This is a genomic window from Spirochaetota bacterium (assembly GCA_004297825.1).
Taxonomy (GTDB): Bacteria; Spirochaetota; UBA4802; order UBA4802; family UBA5368; genus FW300-bin19.
Map to the genome: position 1 here is coordinate 47573 of SCSX01000069.1, position 23236 is coordinate 70808.

General features: G+C 58.4%; 17 protein-coding genes and 1 pseudogene. 4 read left to right on the forward strand and 14 right to left on the reverse strand.

Annotated features, from left to right (window positions below):
• Window positions 1-143 precede the first annotated feature (143 nt).
• Window positions 144-899: a FadR family transcriptional regulator gene (locus tag EPN93_14915; protein ID TAL32956.1), complete on the forward strand. Its 756-nt coding sequence runs from the start codon at window positions 144-146 to the stop codon at window positions 897-899.
• Window positions 900-1036: 137 nt separating this feature from the next.
• Here the strand turns inward: EPN93_14915 and EPN93_14920 are convergent, their stop codons facing one another.
• The 9 genes and pseudogenes from EPN93_14920 to EPN93_14960 form a co-directional block, all read right to left on the reverse strand.
• Entirely contained in the window at window positions 1037-2197 is a 1161-nt protein-coding gene (locus EPN93_14920; GenBank protein TAL32957.1) for a 2Fe-2S iron-sulfur cluster binding domain-containing protein, read from the reverse strand.
• A 4-nt stretch (window positions 2198-2201) separates the two neighbouring features.
• Window positions 2202-3704, reverse strand: a complete 1503-nt coding sequence (locus EPN93_14925; protein ID TAL32958.1) for an NAD(P)/FAD-dependent oxidoreductase — start codon at window positions 3702-3704, stop codon at window positions 2202-2204.
• A gap of 254 nt (window positions 3705-3958) precedes the next feature.
• On the reverse strand, window positions 3959-4669 hold the full coding sequence (locus tag EPN93_14930; GenBank protein TAL32959.1) for a hypothetical protein: 711 nt from the start codon (window positions 4667-4669) through the stop codon (window positions 3959-3961).
• Between the two features lie 378 nt (window positions 4670-5047).
• Window positions 5048-7234: a catalase/peroxidase HPI gene (gene katG, locus EPN93_14935; protein ID TAL33040.1), complete on the reverse strand. Its 2187-nt coding sequence runs from the start codon at window positions 7232-7234 to the stop codon at window positions 5048-5050.
• Between the two features lie 600 nt (window positions 7235-7834).
• Window positions 7835-8273 (reverse strand): annotated as a pseudogene (tnpA, locus tag EPN93_14940) (IS200/IS605 family transposase).
• A 416-nt stretch (window positions 8274-8689) separates the two neighbouring features.
• A complete protein-coding gene (locus tag EPN93_14945; protein ID TAL32960.1) occupies window positions 8690-9091 on the reverse strand; it encodes a response regulator in 402 nt (133 codons plus the stop codon).
• 1 nt (window position 9092) lies between these two features.
• Window positions 9093-10037 (reverse strand): sensor histidine kinase, encoded by a 945-nt coding sequence (locus EPN93_14950; protein TAL32961.1) that lies wholly within the window; start codon window positions 10035-10037, stop codon window positions 9093-9095.
• A 232-nt stretch (window positions 10038-10269) separates the two neighbouring features.
• Window positions 10270-10794 (reverse strand): hypothetical protein, encoded by a 525-nt coding sequence (locus EPN93_14955; protein TAL32962.1) that lies wholly within the window; start codon window positions 10792-10794, stop codon window positions 10270-10272.
• A gap of 78 nt (window positions 10795-10872) precedes the next feature.
• A complete protein-coding gene (locus EPN93_14960; protein TAL32963.1) occupies window positions 10873-11499 on the reverse strand; it encodes a hypothetical protein in 627 nt (208 codons plus the stop codon).
• Between the two features lie 210 nt (window positions 11500-11709).
• Between EPN93_14960 and EPN93_14965 the strand changes: the two genes are divergently transcribed.
• From EPN93_14965 to EPN93_14975, 3 genes are all read left to right on the forward strand, one after another.
• Window positions 11710-12684: a sugar kinase gene (locus EPN93_14965; protein ID TAL32964.1), complete on the forward strand. Its 975-nt coding sequence runs from the start codon at window positions 11710-11712 to the stop codon at window positions 12682-12684.
• A 54-nt stretch (window positions 12685-12738) separates the two neighbouring features.
• The gene (locus tag EPN93_14970; protein TAL32965.1) at window positions 12739-13722 is read left to right on the forward strand and encodes an NAD-dependent epimerase/dehydratase family protein; all 984 of its coding nucleotides are present in this window, start codon (window positions 12739-12741) and stop codon (window positions 13720-13722) included.
• Window positions 13723-13972: 250 nt separating this feature from the next.
• Entirely contained in the window at window positions 13973-15832 is a 1860-nt protein-coding gene (locus tag EPN93_14975; protein ID TAL32966.1) for a hypothetical protein, read from the forward strand.
• A 1-nt stretch (window position 15833) separates the two neighbouring features.
• Here the strand turns inward: EPN93_14975 and EPN93_14980 are convergent, their stop codons facing one another.
• The 5 genes from EPN93_14980 to EPN93_15000 form a co-directional block, all read right to left on the reverse strand.
• Window positions 15834-17894, reverse strand: coding sequence for a hypothetical protein (locus EPN93_14980; protein TAL32967.1), 2061 nt, complete (start codon window positions 17892-17894; stop codon window positions 15834-15836).
• 36 nt (window positions 17895-17930) lie between these two features.
• A complete protein-coding gene (locus EPN93_14985) occupies window positions 17931-19382 on the reverse strand; it encodes an MFS transporter (protein TAL32968.1) in 1452 nt (483 codons plus the stop codon).
• Window positions 19383-19453: 71 nt separating this feature from the next.
• Window positions 19454-20527: a Gfo/Idh/MocA family oxidoreductase gene (locus tag EPN93_14990; GenBank protein TAL32969.1), complete on the reverse strand. Its 1074-nt coding sequence runs from the start codon at window positions 20525-20527 to the stop codon at window positions 19454-19456.
• Window positions 20491-21183 carry a ThuA domain-containing protein gene (locus EPN93_14995; protein ID TAL32970.1) on the reverse strand — a complete coding sequence of 231 codons (693 nt, stop codon included), beginning with the start codon at window positions 21181-21183 and terminating at the stop codon, window positions 20491-20493. Before EPN93_14995 ends, EPN93_14990 begins: the two co-directional genes overlap by 37 nt.
• Before the next feature lie 53 nt (window positions 21184-21236).
• A complete protein-coding gene (locus EPN93_15000) occupies window positions 21237-23234 on the reverse strand; it encodes an FAD-binding protein (GenBank protein ID TAL32971.1) in 1998 nt (665 codons plus the stop codon).
• Window positions 23235-23236 lie beyond the last annotated feature (2 nt).

Genomic DNA, 23236 nt, shown 5'->3' on the forward strand with positions numbered 1-23236 from the left:
GTGTAAAAATCATTCATCTGGTATTACCAGTAAGGCGATATTTACTGTTTAGTCAACTATTTTATGCACGTAACTCGATAAATGAGCGTCTATGTACCGATATTATTGTTGACGGTAATACCAGTTGTATCGGTACCATACCTTTGATGAAACCGAACAAGATACAAGACCTGCTCCAGCGCCTCGAGTCCGATATACTGCGCGGCGAGTACGCGATCAGAAGCCGGTTTCCCTCCGAGCGGGAAATCTCCGCGCGCTACGGGGTGAGCCGGATCACGACCAGGGACGCGCTGTCGCGGCTGTGCCAGATGGGCCTGTTGCGCAAGGCGCCGCAGAGCGGGACCTTCGTGAACGATTACCTCACCGAGACATCGATCGACCTGCTGGTAAGGATCATGCAGTCCACCGACACGATGGACACGGCGGCGCTCGTGTCGCTGCTGGACTTCAGGCGTGTGAACGAGGTGTACGCCGCGCGCAAGGCGGCGCTCGAGATCACGCGGCAGGGGATCGACGAGATCGAGGGATGGGTCCGGCGCGGTACGGAGGGAATGCACGACATCGCCGTGCTGTGCGACTGCGACTACGAGGTACACCGCGCCGTGATACGGCATTCGGGCAATATCGTGCTCGCGCTGCTGTTCAATTCGTTTAAGGCAGTCTACCGGCACTATACGGCATTTTACTACACCCTGCCCTCCTCCGCGGAGAACACCTTCCGGCACTACGCCCGGCTGGCCGCCGCCCTGGCCGCGCGCGACGCCGACTACGCCGGGCACATCATGGACACCCTGCTCCTGGAAGCGGAGAACGCGGTCAAGGACGCGATTTCGTACAACGGCGAGGACCGGATCGACCTGGGGGCGTTCAGGAAAACGACCGCGTCGTCGTCATCGTAGAGACGTCCCGCCGGGACGTCTCTACGATGACGACGACGGCGTACCCGGGCGAACCCAATTCCCCCCGCGATACCGGTCCTGCACCTTTTTCAGGTCGTCGCGGATCCGGCCATTCCCCCCACCACCTATACCCTATCCTACAGCAACACCTCGCAGTCCTCGATCGGGTACGCCGCGCACGAATGCACGTAGCCGTACTTGAGATCGGACGCCCGCACGTGCGCACCCCTGGGCTGGAAGACCTTTCCCGAGAGGAGCTTCACGCGGCACATACTGCACTCGCCGGACCGGCAGAGCACCGGGACTGTAAATCCCGCCCGCTCGAGCGAGACCAGGAGCGGCTCGTGGGCGAGCGCGCTCACGTCGCCCTTCCCCTTTACCTTGATAGAAAACCTGGTGCCCGCCTTCACGCCGCGCGGCCAGCCGGGATCGGCGGTGATGTCCGTGGGCGCGCCGAACATCTCGCGGCGGGTCCTGTTCTCTGGCACCCCCAGCTTCCCGAGCTCGGGCATACAGAAATCGTAGAGCGCGCCCGGGCCGCACAGGAAGAAGTTTTTCCCCTGCACGCCTGAAAGCACCTTCTTCATGAGCTCGGCCGACATGAAGCCGGTGAGCGCGACGCATCCTTTGGATGGTTCCGATATTACGGGCGTATAGGTGAAATTCTTATGCCGCGCCGCGCGCTCCTTAAGCTCGTTGTGGAAGATGATGTCCCCCTCGACACGGTTCCCATAGATGAGATGCATCGCGCGATCCAGCCCGCGGTCGGTCGCCTCGCGGATCATGCTCATGAACGGCGTGATACCGCTCCCGCCGGCGATGAAGACGAGCTCCTTTCCGTGGATGAGCGGGTTGTAGCGGAACTGGCCCGCCGGGCCGGCTGCCTCGAAGCGATCCCCCGCCTTTACGCGCGAAAGCAGGTGGTCCGATACGAACCCGCCCTGCTGTGCGCGCACGGTGACGTCATAGTACGCCGTCTCGCTGGGGGCGCTGGAAATGCTGTAGGGCCTGCTGGTCCGCACGCCCGCGACCTCCGCGAAGAGGTTGATGTACTGCCCGGCCTCGAAGGGAGGCAGATAGCCCGTCTCCGAAACCATGCGAAGCGTCTTCGTGGAGGGCGTCTCCTCAATCACCTCCGACACGCGCAGCCGGAGGCTTTTCGGGTGGAGCAGGTCCAGGACGCGCGCGACCTCCCCCTTCATGGTGCGGTAGTCCGCGCCGTACCGCCGCGCGGTCTTCACCTCGTCCAGAACGCGGTCGTAACCTTCTATCTGCGTGAGATTGTCCCTTGCCGTCATGGTATCACCCCCTCTCCTTTCGGATCTGTTTCGACACGGCCCGGGCCGCCGATGCGCCCGACATCAGGGTGGGCTGGAATCCGCCCCCTCCCACCCAGGCCCCCGCGAAGTACAGGCCCGGTATCCCCGGATCGAGCGTCCCGAAGACGCGCGAGTCGCGGATGAACTGGTCGAAGCCGTAGATAGAGCCCGCGGGCGTCCCCAGGTAGCGCATGTGGGTGAGCGGCGTCGCGACCTCCACCTCCTCGATGTGCGACCGGAACCCGGGAATGAGCTTTTCCACGATCGCGAGCATCTTTTCGGCGTACGCGTACTTGTAGTCGTAGTACTTGTGCGGGGGCACCGAGAGCCAGGGCTCGCCGTACTTGAGATCCACCAGCGCGACCTGGGTCGTGCCGGGGGGCGACGCCGCGGGGTCGCTCGCGTTGTAGCAGGTGAGGAGCATCTGCGCAGGCTCGTTCTCAAGCATCTTCATCTCCGTGTAGGCGCGGTTCATGTCGGTATGGGTGCAGATGAAGTTCGTGGTCTCGACGATCCCCAGGTCCCCGTGCGGGCAATCCAGTCCCATGTACAGCGTGTAGGCCGACGGGCCCACGGTATGGGCGCCCATCTGTGTGAAGAATTCCGGTTTCTGGTATTCGGCGTCAAGCATCTCGGTGCAGGTGAGAATGGGCGACGCGTTGGAGATCACGTACCGTGCCGCAACCTCCTCGCCCGTATCGAGCACAACGCCGGCGACGCGCCCGTCCTTAATGATTATCTTCTTCGCCCCGCAGCTGAATCGGACATCCCCGCCGTTCTTTATGAACGAATCCACGATCGCGTTGGAGAGCGCCTGCGACCCGTGCTTCATGTGGTAGGGCTTGAACTCGATGTAGGCGAACAGCATCGCCGCGAAGTCCGAGAAGGTGAGGATGCGCGGCGGCGCGCCCGCGTAGCTCCAGTAGACTGATACGGCGAGCTTCAGGAGCGGGTCTTTCAGGTGCTCGTCAAGGATCGTCTGCGCATCGGTGAGGGCGTATTTGTAATAGAGCGGGTATTTCTGCGGCGAGGCCTCCGGGTCGCGCATGAAGACTGCCGCGATGACCTCGTTGAAGAACCGATACACGAGGTCGACGAAGGACTCGATCCCCGCCTTCTCGTCCGGAAACCGGGCTATGAGCGCATCGGTGAACCCCGTGCGGGTCGCCGGAAGGGTAATGTCCATCCGGCCGGGCACCACCACGCGGTAGAGGTTCTTCATCTCCACCCATTCGACCTCGTCCACGACCCCCAGCGAATGCAGCGTCGAGCGAAGCGGCCCCGGGAACGAGGCCGCCCCCATGCCGGAAAGCTGGTGGAGCGCCACCTCGAACTCGAACCTTCCCCTGCAGAAGCTGGTCGCGCACCCGCCCGGTATATTGTGCCGCTCGAGGAGGAGCGTCCTTAGTCCCTGTTTCGCGCCCGTGGCCGCGGCCGTGAGCCCGCCGTTCCCCGCGCCGATAACGACGATGTCATACTCCTGCATGGTACCCTCCGCTGGTGGGATCACGGCATACGCCCTTTAATAAGCCCACGCGCCTGAACGTGCCCGAAGCATTATTAAAGGAAAGGGGGAGAGGCCCCCGGTCGATCACCATGTGTATCTCTTTTCTATTCGGTGACAAAGACCGGTGTGCCGCGTCGGGATAAGTATGCGGATTGCGGGCTTGAATCTCAAGCATAAAATTGAGGCTCTGACCCCCTCCCGGCCTCCCCTTTGGAAGAAGGGGGAGGAGGAATTCAAGGTACTTTGGGAGATGAAATAAATTCAAGAAACATATCTCCAATTGACGTAGTTCTTTTTGAAAGCATCCCACTCACAGTCATTGTGATAGCAATATTATCAGTGTTAATCAAACCATATCGATTCAGTTCTTGCCACACGATATTGTATACTTCTCTTTGTCCATTTAATTCAGGGTATGCACTTTCTATCACCGACGGGATTCCTCCCATAGACCAGTCAGGGAATATATGGCCATTTTCTTGCGCCCATTGTACTGGTCCGTGATACAATTTTAGAATGGCAATATGCCAAGTAGTACAATTATCAATCAAATTAAGAAATATCTGCTGTAAAACATCATCAGGCGCCCCGGGTAATGCTGAATTAATGACTGCATTTTTAAGGGCATCAAGTTTTTCTTTTAAATGATTTTTTATTGCAATATTACTTGCAGTAACCAGTACCGTAAAGAATTTCTCATTCTCCTGTAAGCTTTCTATTGTTATTCCTTTGGATTCAACTAGGTCGTTGATAGCTTCGGTGACTTGCGTCATCCATTCTGTTCTTCGTCTTGCCATAGGGGGTTCAATTAAAGCATTTAATCCTTCTAATAATGGTCCACCCAATACTGGTACAGCCGATATTATTGCTCTCGACATTCTATGAATTTTTTCCGATTCTGGCTCAACCACCGGATCAATTTGATCTTTATTAATTTTATTCATACAACAACTCCGAAAGCGAATAATTGTTTAAATTTTTCTAAAATCCAGATGATTAAACCATCGATTAACACATTTCCCCGGATAGAATGTCGGAAACTTGGTGATCACATTGCTTAATAGCACCTCGCATTTATCGAGGCATAACGAAATTGATTTTTTTACAAACCCGCGAGGGCACGACGCCCGAGCGGAAGGCTGCGCGCGAGTCACACAGGAGGTGTATCGCAGCGCGCATGCGCGAACTCAATCGTCTGCACCAGCCTAGCCCCCCTGGCGCCTGAAGGGCGGCACGGGGGTGCAGGGGGTGTTTGCTGTTGAACACCCCCTGCAAAAGCATCCCCTTGCCAAGGGTCTACGGCCCCACGGCCCAGTGCTTTCCTACGACCGAACAAGATCAAAGCGATCAGCGTTCATCACCTTGTTCCATGCGGCAACAAAGTCTTGCGCGAACTTCTTCTTAGAGTCGTCACAGGCATAGACTTCCGCGAGGGCACGAAGCTGGGAATTCGAACCGAAAATAAGATCGACACGAGAGCCGGTCCACCTGAGTTCGCCGGTTGCGCGATCGCGACCTTCGAAAAAGTCCTCCTCTGCCGATGTCGCCTTCCATGCCGTGCCCATGTCGAGCAGATTCACGAAGAAATCATTGGTGAGCATTTCCGGCCGCTTCGTGAAAACGCCGTGCGGGGACTGGCCGTAGTTGACATTCAATACGCGCAGTCCGCCGACGAGAGCCGTCATCTCGGGGGCGGTCAGTGTCAGCAACTGCGCGCGATCGATCAACAGTTCCTCCGTCGAAACGGTGTATTTGGTTTTAAGATAGTTACGGAACCCGTCCGCTGCCGGCTCGAGGAAGGCGAAGGATTCCACATCGGTGTGCTCCTGCGCGGCGTCCATTCGGCCCGGCATGAAGGGTACCGTCACCTCAATGCCGGCATTCTTCGCCGCCTTCTCAACGGCGGCGCACCCGCCCAGGACGATCAGGTCGGCGAGCGATACCTTCTTCCCGCCGGATTGCGCCTTGTTGAATTTCGCCTGGATCCCTTCAAGGGTTTGCAACGCCTTTTTCAGTCGAGCCGGCTGGTTGACCTCCCAGTCCTTCTGCGGCGCAAGACGGATGCGCGCCCCGTTCGCCCCGCCGCGCTTGTCGGATCCGCGGAAGGTCGATGCCGAGGCCCAGGCCGTTCCGACCAGCTCGGAAACGGACAAACCCGAGGAAAGGATCTCGCCCTTGAGACCGGCGATGTCCTTTGCGTTTATCAATTCGTGATTCACGGCCGGAATCGGGTCCTGCCAGATAAGATCCTCCGCCGGGACCTCCGGACCCAGGTAACGTGCGCGCGGCCCCATGTCGCGGTGGGTCAATTTGAACCACGCGCGCGCGAATGCATCGGCCAGGGCCTGCGGATCTTTATGAAAGCGACGCGCGATGGGTTCGTAGATCGGATCGAACCGCAGCGACAGGTCGGCCGTGGTCATCATGGGCCTGTGTTTCTTCGAAGGGTTGTGTGCGTCCGGGATCATGTTCTCTTCCTTGACGTTTTTGGCCAGCCACTGGTTGGCCCCGGCAGGGCTCTTGACGAGCTCCCACTCGTAGCCGAACAGCATATCGAAATAACCGTTGTCCCATTTGGTCGGGTTTGGCTTCCAGGCGCCTTCGATACCGCTGCTGGTGGTGTACTCGCCCTTGCCCGTACCGAACCGGTTGTTCCAGCCAAGACCTTGTTCTTCGAGGGGGGCGGCTTCGGGCTCCCGGCCAACCAGCGCAGGGTCTCCCGCACCGTGCGCCTTGCCGAAGGTGTGTCCTCCCGCAACGAGGGCGACCGTCTCTTCGTCGTTCATGCCCATACGGGCGAATGTTACGCGCACATCGAGGCCCGAGGCCACAGGGTCGGGATTTGCGTTCGGTCCTTCAGGATTCACATAGATCAGTCCCATCTGCACAGCTGCCAGGGGGTTCTCAAGCTCGTGATCACCGCTATAGCGTTTTTCGCCCAGCCAGATATCCTCCTTGCCCCAGTAGATATCCTCTTCAGGCTGCCAGATGTCAACACGACCGCCGCCGAAACCAAAGGTCTTGAAGCCCATCGACTCCAGCGCGCAGTTACCGGCAAGAATAAAGAGATCGGCCCAGGAAATATTCTTCCCGTATTTCCGCTTGATTGGCCAGAGCAGGCGGCGCGCCTTGTCCAGATTGATGTTGTCGGGCCAGCTGTTGACCGGGGCGAAGCGCTGGTTGCCCGTCCCGCCGCCGCCACGGCCGTCGGACGTCCGGTACGTGCCGGCGCTGTGCCAGGCCATTCGGATTATAAGACCGCCATAGTGCCCCCAGTCGGCGGGCCACCATTCCTGAGAATCGGTCATAAGCGCGTAAAGGTCCTCCTTCAGGGCGGCCATATCGAGCTTCTTGAATTCCAGGGCGTAGTTGAAATCAGGGTCCATCGGATTGGAGGCCGGAGTGTGCTGATGAAGGACGCCCAGGTTCAACTGGTTTGGCCACCAGTCACGGTTCGACGTCCCGCGACCGGCGGGGCCTGTTACAGGGCTATTGCCCTCTTTGTTCATATCGCTCATAAGTGACCTCTTTTTTAAATTTTATCCGTAACCTGGATCGCATATAAGACAGGCGTGACCATCAGCTTGATCGGCTCAGAAGTATCCCAAGAATCATGTAATGATTATTGTTCCTTCCTACAATTTACATATAGTCCATGAAAATGCATAGCATGACCTTTAAATAAATTCTTTTAGCAATTTTTATGCCAACACCCTCCTCCACCCTTTCTCCAGTCTTTCTCCATTTGAATCCGGTTTAAATTTTTTCGGAATCTGATGTTTTTTTAATAAAAAAGCCTGCTTTCACCCGGAAATTTTAATAAAAGCGCCCTGCCTCTTCGTAATAAGAAATGGAAACATGACTCGGAGGTGAGAATTGACGGGAACAATCGGCATGCTTCGGGAATTGTTTAACCGCGAATGCTCGCGAATGGACGCAAATAGTTATTTACCAATCAGCGTTATTTTCGGATTTCGGGAATTACATGGCTTATGCGGGCAGGCGGCGGGTGTTAGGACTCCCTCCCGGCGTCTCCCTTGAAAGAAGGGAGAGGGGGAGTGAACCAGCCACCGCCTAAAGGCGGTGGCTTCGTGTTCGGCTAAAGCCGACTAAAGATCCTCATCAGTTTTAAAGTCGGTATCTGTGGGCTCCTTGCCTTGATCCTCAATATATTTCATGATCATCTCATCCGTAATGTGTCCAGAGCTTGCCACAAAATATCCGCGAGCCCACATATGACGCCCCCAGAATTCCCGATTTAATCCCTTAATACTCTGCTAAAAGCTTATATACGCTCTTGCCCTTTATCAATTGTACGAGTTTACTCACCGATATGTCGGGTGGCGCTGACACAAATATATGCACATGCTCTTTCGACACATGCCCCTTGATGATTTCGACATCATTGGCCCGACATATCTCGCGTATCAATTCCCTGACGCGATCCGCGATTGGTCCCCTCAAGACCGGCTTGCGGTATTTCGTTATCCACACAATATGATACTTGATATCGTATACCGCATGACTCGACTTACGATAGTTTTCCATCCCGCAACCATACTAAAGTCTTCGACTGAAGTCGAGGGTTTTACTCCCCGTATGGGACAATAAAGCAAAGCCTTTGATTCAACAAGTACTCGTGATTATGGTAAAAGCGGTGAAGGCAGTACTCGGGACATCCGGAACCGCCGATAAGACCTAGATCGCCGCGTCAGCGGCAAACCACTTCAGCCCGATTGTGACGGACAGGATGTCCTAATGGCCCGCATGAATAAGCCGTCCTGGCTTATGCGGGCAGGCGGCGGTCCATGGCCGCACCCGGGCGCGCGACAGGAGGTCGCGTCTGCGCCCGGCGCTGAGCCGAGTCCGGCATAGCCGGCGAGGCGAGACGGGGCGTCAGTCCCTCGCGACGCCTGAGCGAGCGGGGTGAGGTCCGGCCGGCGAGGGAGAAGCGGAACTGGCCTTTATTGCACAAAGCTCCCGTGGGCATTCACCTCTTTGGTAAAATATGCATCGATGCTTTTTCTTAATTCAATTATTTCGACCGGCTTGATAAAAATACCCCAGGGCTTGATCGCCACGGCTCTCTCCCTCATTTCCCGATCTTCATAGCCGGTAATAAATATTACAGGTATATCGGATTCGGCTTTAATCCTGATAGCGGCGTCTATCCCGTCGATTTTGCCGGCCAACCGTATGTCCATTAATATAATATCCGGCTTAAACTCTCGTGCAGTTACTATGGCTTTTTCTCCGGTCGGCACGCGAGAGGCGACCTCATATCCGCATTCCGATAATTCCTTCGCAAGAAGAAACGCGGTGATCGCTTCATCTTCGACTTCGAGAATTTTTATTTTTTTTCGCATATTACACCCTTACCCCGTACAGATCGTTGTCAAATTCGATAACGCAGGTAACCCCGTCCGCATTCTTCATTTCGACTTTCCCCTGTAACTGGGTTGTGGCGATTTCATGAATCAGAATCAAGCCCAATGTTTTCTTATGGTTAGTAAAATCAAAATCATCGGGGACGCCGATTCCATTATCGGAATATTTCAATATGCATTTACTCGACGCAAGGCTGGTGAACGTTATCCGGATCTCGCCTTCCCTGTTGCCCGGAAACGCGAATTTTAATGAATTGGTGATCAGCTCATTCAATATCAGACCGATTGGAATTGCAATATCCAGCAGGAAACATTGATTATCGATCCGGGTGCTTAATGTGGTTTTACCGCATGAATGCGGAAATTTTTGCATGATCAGGCTGGAAAGCTCTTCGATATATTCTTTTATCGATACGTGGGATAAATCGAGACTATTGTATAATTTATGATGCACGAGCGATATCGCTTCAATCCTGCTGTTGGTTGCCTCGACGAGCCTTTGAATCTCCTCATTTGAAGAATATTCCGCGGCCTGGAGTATTATTAAACCGCGAATTACCTGCATAATGTTTCTCGTTCGATGATACAGCTCACGGATGAGAGTTTCCTTTTCGATTAGAAGAGCCCTGTTTTTTTGCTCGGCAATTTTTCTCTCGACAAATATCGGTCCGATGCCACGGACTCCGATCAGCATGAATATCGACAACACCAGTCCGATTATTTCATTGGGGATATCGGCATTAAAATTCGCATCGGCAAGAGCGTGGTGAAGCGGGATCACCCTTCGCGCTCCCATAAAAAACAAGGCCAGCGAAATGAAAAACCACGAGTATTTCCTCCCCGTAATTTTGACGAGGCTCAACGCATAAATTGCCGCAGTAAACTGGATCACGATTGAACTTATCAGAATTGGTGTTATGTTCATTATAATTATATATATATTATTATAACTTTATTCACCATAAATGATGCCTATTGATTATTAGACAATTGAGATTGATTCTATGCCCTAATCCCAGTATAGTGAAGTTTAGCGGATAAGGCAATATAAAATAAGCCGTCCTGGCTTGCGCGTGCAGGCACGCGTCCTGCGCGCACCCGGCGTTGCGACACGATGTCGCGCCTTTAGCCGGCTCGGAGGCAGAGAGGATTTGCCTTTAAGCAAAGGGTGAATCCGCGCAAAACTCCTTCCTCCTGCACTCCGCGCAGCGCGCCCCCATCCAGATCGCGTCGAACTGGCCCGCGATCTGACCGATCAGTTTCCTGTCGTCGGTGACGATCCCGTTCTCGAAGTTTCGCCGGGTCACGGCCTTCGCCCCCATCCCGGCGCCGGTGACGTTGGCGCTGCCCGTGTAGGCGAATCGGCCGTCGATAATCACGGCCTTGAAATGCGCGCGCGGGCACAGCACCCGCTCCAGCCCGCCGCCGCTGATAAGATTGGGATACCGGTCGAAGTCCCGCCGGAAGTTCGCCCCCGGCTCCTTCGCGTGGATGAGCCGGACCGATATATTTCGCGCAATGAGGTCGGACAGTATCTCAAGAAAGGGGATGGCCTTCCTCCCCTTCTCCACGTACATGTCTTTAAGATCGGACGTCGCGATCCAGACGTACTTCCGCGCACGCGGAATCTCCTGGAGAATTACCTTCGTGTAGATTTCCCTGTCGGTGACGAATTCGATCATGATTGCCTGATTTTCCCACCGGCATCCCCGTAGGGCTCCCCTTTACTTAAAGGGGAGTTGGCGAAGCCTTAGGGGACTTTACAGCTTCGACGCCGCGACCTTTCCCGCGAAGGTCTTGAAATCCATGCCGTCGGTGTCGATGCAAAAGCTCCGGGTGGCGGCGATCAGGTTTGCGTCAAGGTCGATCTTGTCGGTCCCGAACTGGAACGTCAGGCTCGTCATCGTTTTCATCGCGGCGATCACGTCCCGTGAAAGCACGTAGGTCATGACGCTAAACGCGGAAGCGGTTCCTCCGCCGACCCTGGACACCGTCTTGGAAGACCCGCTGTAATAGGCGAGCGTAAAGGGCCTGCCGTCTACGAAGAGGACGACGGCGGGGGCGACATCATAGATCTTATTATGGTAGAACGAGAGCATCTCCTGCGAAAGGACCTTCGTACCCTTTGCGTCGACTATGGCCTCCCGGTCGTAAAGGTTCTTCCTGATGGTAAACGTCTTGTAGCTCGCGAAGAAGAGGTCGGAGGCCATCTCGAAGTTGACCTGGTAGCATTCCCAATAGCCGGAGGCGATGATATGTTTATAGCTTACATCGTAGGTGCCGGTCCCGTTTTTAAGGGGCATTTTCATGACGGGATCGTTAAAGGATGCGCACCCCGCGTACGACAGGATGAAAAGCGGAAGCAGAAAACGGATGACGACGTTCATTGCGACCCTCCCGTGTGGTATTCAGGCGCGACGCGTTCCTTAGAGGCGAAAATTGCCCTCGCGCCCCTGCCGGCAAAGCTACTCCCGGCGATTGCGCACATCGTACAGGGAGTTTACCAAAAGTCAATAAAGTTCGCCTCTCCCGGCCTTCCCTTCTCAAACTCTGTTCGATCTGTTATTGATTGGACATAATTGTTTGCCGGTGATGAGATGCCTTCATCAGAGGAGGCTCACATGATCCAAGGAACCGACTGCGTATGCGTAGGCCTCACGATCCTGGACATTCTCGGCCGCCACATCGATTCCATTCCCCAGGGCAATAAGACATCCATTATCGAGCAGATACGGACGACGCCGGCCGGCACCGCGGCAGGTCCCGCGGTGATCGCGGCGAAGCTCGGCCTCAAGACGACGCTCGTGGGGGCGATCGGTACCGATGACATGGGCGACTACCTCCTGGGCATGCTGAAGAAGCAGGGGGTCGATACCGCGTACATGCAGCGCCGCGCCGAGCTCCCGACGGCCGCGACCATGCTCGCGGTAAACAGCAAAGGCGACCGCCCCAACTTCCACGCTATCGGTGCGACCATCCTTCTCGAAATCGACGACAAAACCCGGGAGCACATCGTGCACAGCCGCTTCGTTCACTGGGGCGGCGTGGGAACCATGCTGAACCTGGACGGCGGCGCGGGCGCTGATATACTCAAGCAGGCCAATTCAAACGGTGCGGTCGTCACATGCGACTTCATAGCCCCCGGGCCCCAGACGCTGGACGCCCTGAAGCTCGTCCTTCCCCACGTGAAGTACTTCATGCCGAGCATGGACGAGGCCGCGGAAATCGCGGGGACCGTGACGCCCGAAGACACGGCGAAGTTTTACCTGGACCTGGGCCCGGAGGCGTGCATATTCAAGTGGGGCGCGAAAGGCTCGCTCCTCGCGACCCGGTCGGGCCTCACCAGGATTCCGGCATTCTCGGTCGCCGTGGTGGACACCACCGGCTGCGGGGATTCCTACTGCGCGGGCTTCATCGCGGGACTGGCCCGGGGCTTCGACCTGGAAAAGGCGTGCCGGTTCGGTACGGCCGTATCGGCCCTCGTGGCCACGGGCCTGGGAAGCGACGCAGGGGTGCAGGGCTTCGACGAGACGGTGAAGGCCATGGAGACCCTCCCCGTGCTCGATGCATGACACGATTCCGCGGAACGGCATTGAAAAAATGTTAACCTGGGGGGATTGCCAATCATGAAAAAGCTGGTAACCGGTTCCACGGGATTCATGGGCTCGTCGATCGTGAGGGAGCTTTTAAAGGACGGGCAGGAAGTCAAGGTCTTCATCCGAAAGACCAGCGATACGCGCAACATCGACGGTCTCGACGTGGAGAAGGCCTATGGGGACATACGCGACGGGGACTCCATGAGGGCCGCCCTCAAGGGCTGCGATACGCTGTATTATACCGCCGCGCATTTTTCCCACTGGACGCCCGACAGGAAACTGCCCTACGAGGTGAACGTGGAAGGCACCAAAACCTCCATGAAGGCGGCGCTGGACGCCGGTGTCGGGAAGGTCGTCTACACCAGCACCAACAACACGCTGGGCGCCCACGGCCTCATACCGGTCGACGAGACCGCGCAGTTCAATCACTGGAAGACCGGCGACCACTATTCCATGTCCAAGTATCTCGCCGAGGTCGAGGCGAGAAAATTCATCCCCCAGGGGCTTCCCATCGTCATCGTCCACCCCACCCTGGTGATCGGCGTGCGCGACATCAAGCCGACGCCGTCGGGACGGATGATCATCGACGTGGCCACCGGGAACATGCCCGGATACATCGAAGGGGGAACGAATATCATCGACGTCGAGGACGTCGCGCGGGGCCATGTGCTCGCCGCGAAGAAGGGCCGGGTCGGCGAAAGCTACCTGTTAGGTAACGAGAACCTGACCGTTTCGGGCTATTTCAGGCTGATCGCGGAGATCGCGGGCGTAAAACCGCCGCGCATAAAGATACCCTATCACGCGGCCGTCGCGCTCGGATACGTATTTGAACTGGGCGCGTTCATCACCGGGAAACCGCCCGTCGTCACCGCCTCCGAGGTGAAAATCGGCAAGCTGCAGGAATGGTATGACAGCTCCAAGGCGGTGAAGGAGCTGGGCCTGCCCCAGACGCCGGCCAGGGTAGCCATAGGGAAGGCGTTGAACTGGTTCAGGGAGAACGGGTATATCCGGTGACGATGCCTCGAGCATCATTAAATCCGGATGACTATTATCGATTCAATAAAGCGATTTCTATTGATATGTTTCGGCGCCGGGGTAAACTGGAGAGTACTACCATATAAGCATGATTATCCCGAAAATCGCGTCCATGTCACGACGCAAACTCGTTGACATGACGCGGCTTCAGGGAAAGGAATAGGACCGCTTCACACCGGCAACAGGCCCCCGCGAGGGACCTGTAAATTGACCGGCACCGACACCATGCATGTTGTTCCGAATGGAGGATGTTATGAAGAATGTATTCGACGAGCAGACCACGGGCGTCACCCGGCGCGGGGTCCTGGGATTGATGGGCAGGGGGCTCGCGGCGTTCGCGGCGATTCCGGTCGTAAGCGCGGTGATGCGGGCGATCGCGCCCGGCAGCGAAGCGGGGACCGGCGCGGCCCAGACGACGGTCAAGGCGGCGGCGCGGACCGATAGTACCGGCGGCGTATTATTGAAGAACGGCCTCATCGTGGACGGAACCGGCGGCAAGGGATTTCCCGGCAGCCTCCTTATAAAAGAAGGAAAGATCGCTAAAATATTCCGTGAGGGAGAAGAGGCGCGCTTCGAGGGAACCGCCGTCGATTGTTCGGGGAAGGTGATCTCCCCCGGTTTTATCGACGCCCATTCCCACATGGATATGTACCTGCCCTACGTGAACGGCGAAGGCCTGAAAAGCCGCTTCACGGCGCAGGGCATCACCACCTTCATCGGGGGGAATTGCGGATTCGGTCCCGGCGGCTACAAGAAGGGCAGCGCCCATATGGAGCGCATCGGCACCAGGTCGAAGGAATATTACCCGATCACCTGGTCCACCATGGACGAGTATTTTACGGCGCTCAGGCGGACCGGCCTGTCGCATAACCTCGCGAGCTACGTGGGCCACGGCACGACGCGTACCACTATCCGCGGGTTCGACGCCTCGCCGCTCAAGCCCGAGGAGATGAAGGAGATGCTCGCGCTCCTCGAGGAGGGCATGGACCAGGGGGCGCTGGGCGTCTCGCTGGGGCTCCAGTACGAGCCCGGAATATTCGCCGATAAGGCCGAGCTCATCGAGATCGCGAAGCTCGTGAAGAAAAAGAACAAGGTGCTCGCCGTCCACATGCGGGCGTACTCGGCCCTCTCTCCCGGCTACCCCATGAGCGTCGCGAAGATCCTCATCGACAAGTTCACCCCGTTCCAGGGCTACACGCCGCACAATATCCTCGCGATCGACGAGATGCTGGACGTTGCGCGCGAGACGGGCGTGCGACTCCAGCTTTCGCACCTCATCTTTGTGGGGAAACAGAGCTTCAAGAACTATGGCGACGCGCTGGAGCACATCGACGAGGCGATAAAGCAGGGCGTGGACGTGAAGCTTGACACCTACCCGTACCACTGCGGCCAGTCGCACATCAACGTCGTCCTTCCCCCGTGGTTCCTCGCGAAGGTGCCGGGCGCGTACGCCGACAAGGAGATGCTCGGGAAGCTCAAGAGCGAGCTCGGTTCCATCCAGACATTCCTGGGGTTCGGCTACGACGACATCCAGATCACCTACGCCAACCACGAGGAGCTCAACAAATACAACGGCATGTTCCTGGGTGAGATCGCGAAGGCGCGGGGCATGGACTGGTTCGACAGCACCATGGACATCGCGCACAGGAGCGGAGGCCTCGCGGAGGTGCTCAACCACCGCTACACGAACATGGAGATCGTCGAGGCGCTCATGCGGCACAAGGCGTCGCTCTTCATGACCGACGCGCTGCCCACCCTGAAGGGCGTGCAGAATCCCGCGAGCACGGGCGCCTTCCCGCTCTTCCTCCAGTACGCGCGCGACAAAAAGCTCCTCACGCTCGAAGAGGCGATTTACAAGATGAGCGGCGCCTCGGTCGACCGGTTCGGCTTGAAAGATCGGGGCCTCCTTAAAGAAGGGTTGGCCGCCGATATTACCGTCTTCGACTGGAACGCGGTGAAAGACAACAACACCATCACCGAGACGAGCAAGGTCCCCTCGGGGATCGAGGCCGTGTACATCAACGGACGCCGCGTGATGGAGCGCGGCACGGTCGACGGATCGATACAGGCGGGCGTCATAAGCGCGTGATTCAGACGTACCCGCTCGCCTCACGCCTTCCCCTCTCGAAGTCGAGCACCAGGGAATGCTTTCCCAGGGCAAGGCGTATCTCTCCCGGGGGGAACGGCACACGTGCGTAGGGATTTTCAAACCTCGCGTACCCGTGGACGCCCGTGATCGCGCCGTTCACCCGCAGCGGCCCCGACCAGCCGAAACGCATTTCCCCGAGTGAGGGGGAATCGTAGGCCACGCGGCTCCCCCTGAACGACAATCGGGCTGCGCCGATTCGCTTCACGAATTCATCGAACGGGCCGTCGTCCGCGCGCCTTCCCATCTCGCAGATCCATATGTTCTTTCTTCCGGGGGCGATCATCTCGTTTCCCGCGTCCTCCCCGGTTTCCTGCCACGCGTAGCCGTTACGCGAAAAGAGCGCGATGAATCCGTCGCCCTTCCGGCCGAACACCCAGCCGCCCTCTTCACGGACCTCATCGAATTCCCTACGCGGGAACCACGCGTGGGTGAAGAAGAGCCTGTTGGTCATGTACAGCCCGGGCATCCTGGACGCCCTGTAGCATGCGATGAGGACGTTCCTGTGCTGTACCGCGCGCGGCAGGGTCCCCGAGCCCACCCAGTAACCCCCGGAGGTGTTTTCATGGTGGCCGGGATGCGTCGTGAAGCACACGGCCGTGGGCGAGAGCGTCGCCTGCCAGATATGCTGCTGGTCCCCACCGTAGCCCTTCCGGTAGTCCTGCGCGCAGCTTAACATGTAGTCCGGCGTCTTGAACGTGTATGTATTCACCTCTTCACGGGTGTTCCGGGTGATGTCCTTCTCCATTATTGTCGCGAGGAGCGGCAGGAGCCGCGTTGCGCGCATCGCTTTTAACAGCGACTTCTTCGACGCGAACATTCTGAAAAAATTATTCCGCCACCAGCGGTAGCGGTCGAACAGGTCCATCACGGCGTTGATCGTTCGGGGATGCGTGTAGGCCTCCAGGCTCAGCAGTATCATCGCGTCATCGGGGCGCTTCGGGTCCAGGCCCCAGCGCTTCGATTCACGGAGCTTAATCCCCATCCTCTGGCGGTTTTCCATACCCCCGGCCGGGAGATGCCCGGCGATCTCGCAGATAACGCGCGGCAGCCTGTATCGTTCGCTCAGCGCGAGCGTGACGGCGCTCATATTATCGGCCCCCGAAAATATGCCCGTGCCGAACAGGAGCTTCTCCGTGTCGGTGGTCGATTCCGACAGGGCGTTGCGCTTTTCCTTCGCGTAGCTCCTCCCGTGCGTGGAGCCGAACACCCCCTTGAAGCTACCCAGGGCCATGTCGAGAACCATGAGGTCGAGCACTATCCGGGCGCGATGCGCGATCAGCGTATCGGCGCAGAAATCCGCGAGGTTCACGAGCGCCGTGATGTCCTCGTCGTAATAGACGTGAGAAAGCCATTCGCTGAAGCCTGTCGCATAACGAAGCTCCAGCCATTTCATGATGCGCGTCCGGGCCTTCTGCATCTTCTCTATGCCGGTCATGCCCGAGTTCTCGAAGACGCGGTCGGGAAAGCGCTGTCCCGCGAGGTACTCGTTCGCGGAAAACATTATCTGGTGGTTTTCCGTCCACGTGCACATCGAATCGATGCCGGGCTCGTCGGGCCAGTACTTGAATTCGAGTATCGTACGCTCCGCGCGCCCCATGAGCGCCGCGCCGATACGCCGCGTTCCCGGGAACTGGTACAGCAGGCGCATGATGCCCAGCATGACGAAATCCGCACAGTCATAGCGCGCGTCGATATAGTCAAGCGCGCTGCGCAGCGCCCCCTCGTGGACGGGGCCCTTGTTCTTATAGAGCCGCACGAGCTCATAGTAATACCCCTTGATTCCCGTCCCGGCCGGGTTGGCCAGGCAATGACGAAAGAATGCCTCCCGCCGATCCCCGTAGTCTTTCGCAAACGGAAACGGCGCGTACTCGTCCGCGCGTTTTTTCGCGGGGTAATTCGCGGGCGGCTTTCCGTAAGCCTTTAAGGCGAAATCGGTGACGCTCTTTGTTTCAAAGAATTCCTGGTTGTAGTCTTTTTCCGCTGTTTGGTTCTTGTGCTTCACGGTATCACCTCGAAAAATCCCCTCAGCCTCCTTCCTTCACACCAGGAGCTTTCTGAGCTCCGCCTCTTCGCCGGCAAGCTCCGTCGCCCTGCCTTCACCGCTCCGGCGCACCATGAGAAACTTTTTCAACCGATCGTGCACCTCGGGGGAAAGCTCGTAGTGCATCGCGAAATACAGGCACGCCAGCAGCAGCACCACCGGGGCCACGGCGAATATGACGCGCAGCACCATGATGAACTGGGCGGACTGTACCTGGTTCACCGTTTTCATCACGCCCTCCACCATTGTGCTTTCGGGCGGCAGGTATCCCGCGAGGGAGATTGCCTGCGAAATGAGCAATATGGCGAAGGCCGAAGAAAATTTTCGCATGAACACGAACAGCCCCATGTAGGTCCCTTCCCGGCGTGCGCCGCTCACGAGCTCGTCTACGTCCGGCACGTCCGGGAAAATCGAGTAAATCATCACCACCACGCCGCTGGTCGAAGCCCCGATCAGGGCGGCGAAAATATAGATGATCGCCCGGTGGAGATCCGGCGTCATGGCGAAGCTGAACAGCATCACCCCGATCCAGACCGAGAGCGCCGCGACGAACGCGGTCTTCTTGCTCGTCCTCTTGCTCAGGTAATAAAAGAACGGTATCATGAGCATCTGCATTACCAGGAGCGCCCCGAACACGTAATTCGTCTCCTCGCCCCTCCCGATATAATAGGTCATGAAATAGATGACGATACTCATGACGATGTCCATGGAAAGGAAACTGAACAGGTACATGAGCAGCACCAGCACGAACGACCTGATCTTGAACGGGGTGATGTACATTTCCCTGAAACTGAAAGCCGGCACCTCCTTCTGGAAATCGCTGCGTTCCCGCGTCGTGAAAAACGTCACTAAATAGGGCAACGCGAAGAGCAACCCGAACGTGACCCCCATCACCATGTGGCCCAGCCTCACGTCGGGGACCGCTTTGATGATCTCCATGGGGACGACGGCGCACACGATCGAGGAGAACATGGAAAAGAACATCCGGACCGATACCAGCGAGGTGCGCTCCCCGTAATTGAGCGTAAGCTCCGAGGCAAGGGCGTTGTAGGGAATCATCACCATGGTGAGGACCGCGTCGAAGAAGAAATAGCCGAACAGCGCGAACGCGAAGCGCGCCGTGACGCTTTCGACGTCTATGGGATACCAGAGTATCACGTAAGAGACGAAGATGAACACGACGCCCGCCAGCAGGTAGGGCCTCCGGCGTCCGAAGCGCGAGCGCGTCCTGTCGGTGATGAATCCCATGAGGGGATCGTTCACCGCGTCCCATATCTTCGCGATGAGCACCACGAGCCCCGCGAGCGCCGGGGAGAGCCTGACCACGTCGGTCAGGAAGAAGAGATAGTAGATGCCTACGAAGACCATGGAACCGCCCCCATAAATATCGCCCATCCCGAACCCGATCTTTGTAAACAGACTCAGCTTTTCCGTTTTCTCCGCCGCCATGTCCCGACCTCCGGTATTTTCAGAATACTCCTTTCAGGATTTTCCCGTACACGATGCGCCCGTTCCGCGTATCATCCGGATTCCCGCAGGAATTCCAGGTACCGGTCGTCTACCGGTTCTTTGTTCCCCGTCCTCGCCGAACGGTACATCGCCTCGATCACCGCAAGCACCGGGAGCGATTCTTCTATGGGGGTAAGGTACGCGGCACCGCCCGTAATCCATTGCCGGAAGGCCTCCAGGCTCCGTGAGAGGGGATGAATTCCCCTGACCGGGGGTTTCTTTCTCTTGACTCTCGCGCCCCTGAACTCCAGGCGCGACGTATAGTCGGTTCCGGAGTAGAGACCGGTTCCCTTGCTGCCGTAAAGCTCGATGCTCACCGGCTGCTCGGGGACCGCGATCATGGAGCTTGAAACCTGTACAAGGCTCCCGTTCGTCAACTCGATCGCGCCCATGGCGAGGTCCTCGACCTCCACGTCGGCGAACCTGCGGCGCGCGATCATCGCCTGGACGCGCACCGGCCTGGAGGGGAAAGACCACAGGAGGATGTCGAGAATGTGGCTGGCGTGAATGAGAAGGGTTCCTCCGCCGGATGCGGCGAGCGACGCCCGCCACGTCCCGCCGGAAAAATATTTCTCGTCCCGGTGCCATGCCAGGTTACAGCGCCCGTGATAAAGCTCTCCCAGGGCGCCGATACGCCCGGCCCCTGCAAGCGCGTGGCACCCGTAATCGTACCGGTACTGGTAGTTCACACCGACCTTCAACCCGGTATGCCGCGCGCGCGCGGATACCCCCAGGGCCTCGTCGAGCGTGCGGGCGACCGGCTTTTCGCAAAGCACGTGCAGCCCACGCTCCAGCGCGTCGAGCATCATGGGACCGTGCAGGTCGTGGGGAACCGCGAGGTACACCGCGTCGAGCGGCGTTTCCGCGATCATCTCACGGTAGTCCAGAAAGCTTCGCCTGATGCCGTGTCTGCGGGCGAAGGACGACGCGTGTCCCTCGCCGGGGGCCGCGCAGGCGGCGAAGGTGATCCGGGGATTAAGCCGCGCCAGCATCGCGATGAAGTGCGAGATATCGCCGCATCCCGCGAGCCCGACCCTGATCGAATTTTTCATCCTTTGTCCCCCCCTTCCTCCCCGGCGACCCATCGCATTCCCTGCCGGAGCATTTCGAGGACATGCGGGTTTTTAATCGCGGGCGCGCGATGCCCCAGGGAAATGTAACACACCCTCCCCTGCCCGTGCGCGCGGGTCCAGGCGACAGGCTCCGCGCGTCCCTCATGGTCCGCGGTGAAGTGAACGGTCACGCCCGGATCGTATTCATGCAGGTAAAGCTCGTCCCTTATCGTGAAGGACGGAATCCCGGTGAATATCCCGGGGTCCTGCACAGATGCGCTCACGGTGAATTCATGCACGCGGTCGTGCCGCACGAACCTCCCGCCCAGTATGTCGAAAAAGCGGGATTCCTTCTTGAACGATGCCGATGCCGAATGCACCGCGAGCAGCCCGCCGCCCGACCTGACGAACCCGTCCAGCGCATCGAGCGCCCCCCGGCTAATTACCTGCCGGTGCAGGTACATGACCAGCGCCGCGTATTCCGGATAACGGAGACGCGCCAGCGATTCGATGCTGCTAGTCTCGCGCACTACGATTCCGGAAAGCTCCGCTATACACCGCCGGAGATAGTGCCGCCCAAGAAGGCTGGGATGAATAAAACCCTTTGACAACAGGAATACATTTTTCACAATTCCACCTTCAGGATGATAGGATGCGTTCGCTTTGCCTCGACGGACATTTCGCGCCATCACCCCCCTTTATCCTTTCCCAAAGGGGGGCCGGGGGGTATTTGAAAGGCTTACTATTCATAGATTTTCCCCTCCCGGTAGTCGGCCCATACGCGCTCGAACCAGGGATCGCTTTCGGGAATCTCCCGTACGTCCACCCATCGAAGATCGGGCTCCATCGATTCGTCGAAGCTCATTTCCAGTATCTTCCCGTTTAGCGAGAAATCGGTGCGCGCGGCTGGACGGGGCTTCCCCGATGAAATGCTCTCGTGCAATTCGCGAAGGAATGCGCCGATATCTTCGGTTATAAATGAGCCCCGGCCCCCGCGAAGCATACGCAGCATCTCGATATTCGAAATCAGAAACGCCTTTTCCGTAACGAGCAGGTCCTCGTTCAGCATGCGCCCGGGGATCTCTTCGCGCGCGGCAATGCCCTGTTCCCCGAGCCCCGCGCGCATCGCCGCGTTTTCCACGAGCGCGGCCTCGAGCCGCCCCAGGTTCCGCGCGATCCCCAGGCTCCCCGAGACCCGTTCCCTGATCGCGCGTCTCTGCGCGAGGAGATCGCATTTGACCGGCTTATTTAGGAGCGTCTCGATGTACTCGAGTCTTCCGGACGCGGCCCGCACCGATGCGTCCATGGCGATATCGGACCCCCCGCCCCCGCCTTTTTTCATCCGGTGGGCGACACACCCCGCTGCGCGCAGCGATCCCACCTGGCCGGAGTTGAGGGCGCTGCCCCCGGGGCGGTAGACGCCGTGGCTCCCGTTGCACTCGCCCACAGGAAATAAATTTCCAATGCTCGATTCCCACCACGCGCTTCCCCTGAGTCCCCCGTTCATGTGCTGGTGGCACACCGCGATCTCGACCGGGTCGCGCCGGGGATCGATTCCCCTGGCCGCGAGCAGGTCGAAGGCCGGGGGATTCATCTTGCGCAGGCGCTCCCAGGGAAGCGCGGCCGTTGCCCCGGAATTGGAGAGATAGTCCCGCACGATATCCCCCGCCTCGTCGGGCGACAACGCGCGGCCGTTAAACGAGGGATTGGCTGAGTAATCCATGAACACGCGCCTGCCCTTCGCCTCGCGCTCGTGGTGGACGGCCATGTCGACCAGGGACGAACCGCCGGCGCCGGTTTTCCGCACGTCGAAGGGCCACTCGTATCCCTTCAGGAACTGGGCCGTGAGCAATTCGCGCGAGTGTGCGAAATATTCGTTCAGGAACTCGACCGGGCCGGACCCGTCCCGGTTCGATGAGACGTACCGGGGAAGGACCTGCTGGTAGCTTCCTGACAGGTTCCACCGAATCTTCACGGCGGCAATGCCGAACTGCGACTCCGTGAGGTTCTGCGCCGCCGCGCCCGCCGCGAGGGCCGCGCCAAGGGCCCCGCGCTGCGAGGCCGGGTACACCGAATCCCGGTACAACGCTCCCGGCCCCCCGGTGCCGCAGACGCAGTAGTCCGCGAGGATTATCGTAAGCCCGTATGCGCCGCCGTGGAGGGCGCCCGTATCCAGGGCCAGAAGCCCCGCGAATTTTTTTTCGTCCGCGCCCGCGGTCACGATATCGATCACGCGAAGCCCGTCCATGACCGGCACACCCAGGAGCCTGGTCTCGGCCAGGAGCTTTTCAAACATCTGCATAGAGGTCCCGGGACCGGCCGAGGTGCCGCGCCCGCGCTCGTCGTGATCGGTCCGGAAGCCCGCGTATTCGCCGAAACGGCTGCACGGAAACGGAACCCCGAGCTCCACCAGGTGATAGAATTCCCTTTCCGAGAGCGCGGCCTCCGCGAGGGCGATGTCCCCGTGCATGCATCCGCCGCTATACAAGTCGCGCGCCATTTCGAGCGCGCCATCGGGAACGGCGCCGGGATTGAGCCGGTAGTAGGTCTGCTTGTCGGAGCCCGCGTTAGCCGACACGCCGCCGCCCAGCGTATCGGTCACCACGAGGACGTCGTCGATCCCCAGCCTGCGGCAGTGCACGGCGGCGTTCAGCGAGGCCGCGCCCGAGCCCGCGATGACGACGGCCACCTGGATGACCGGAACGCGCATTCCGCGAATTGCGATATCGGACCGCTTCATTC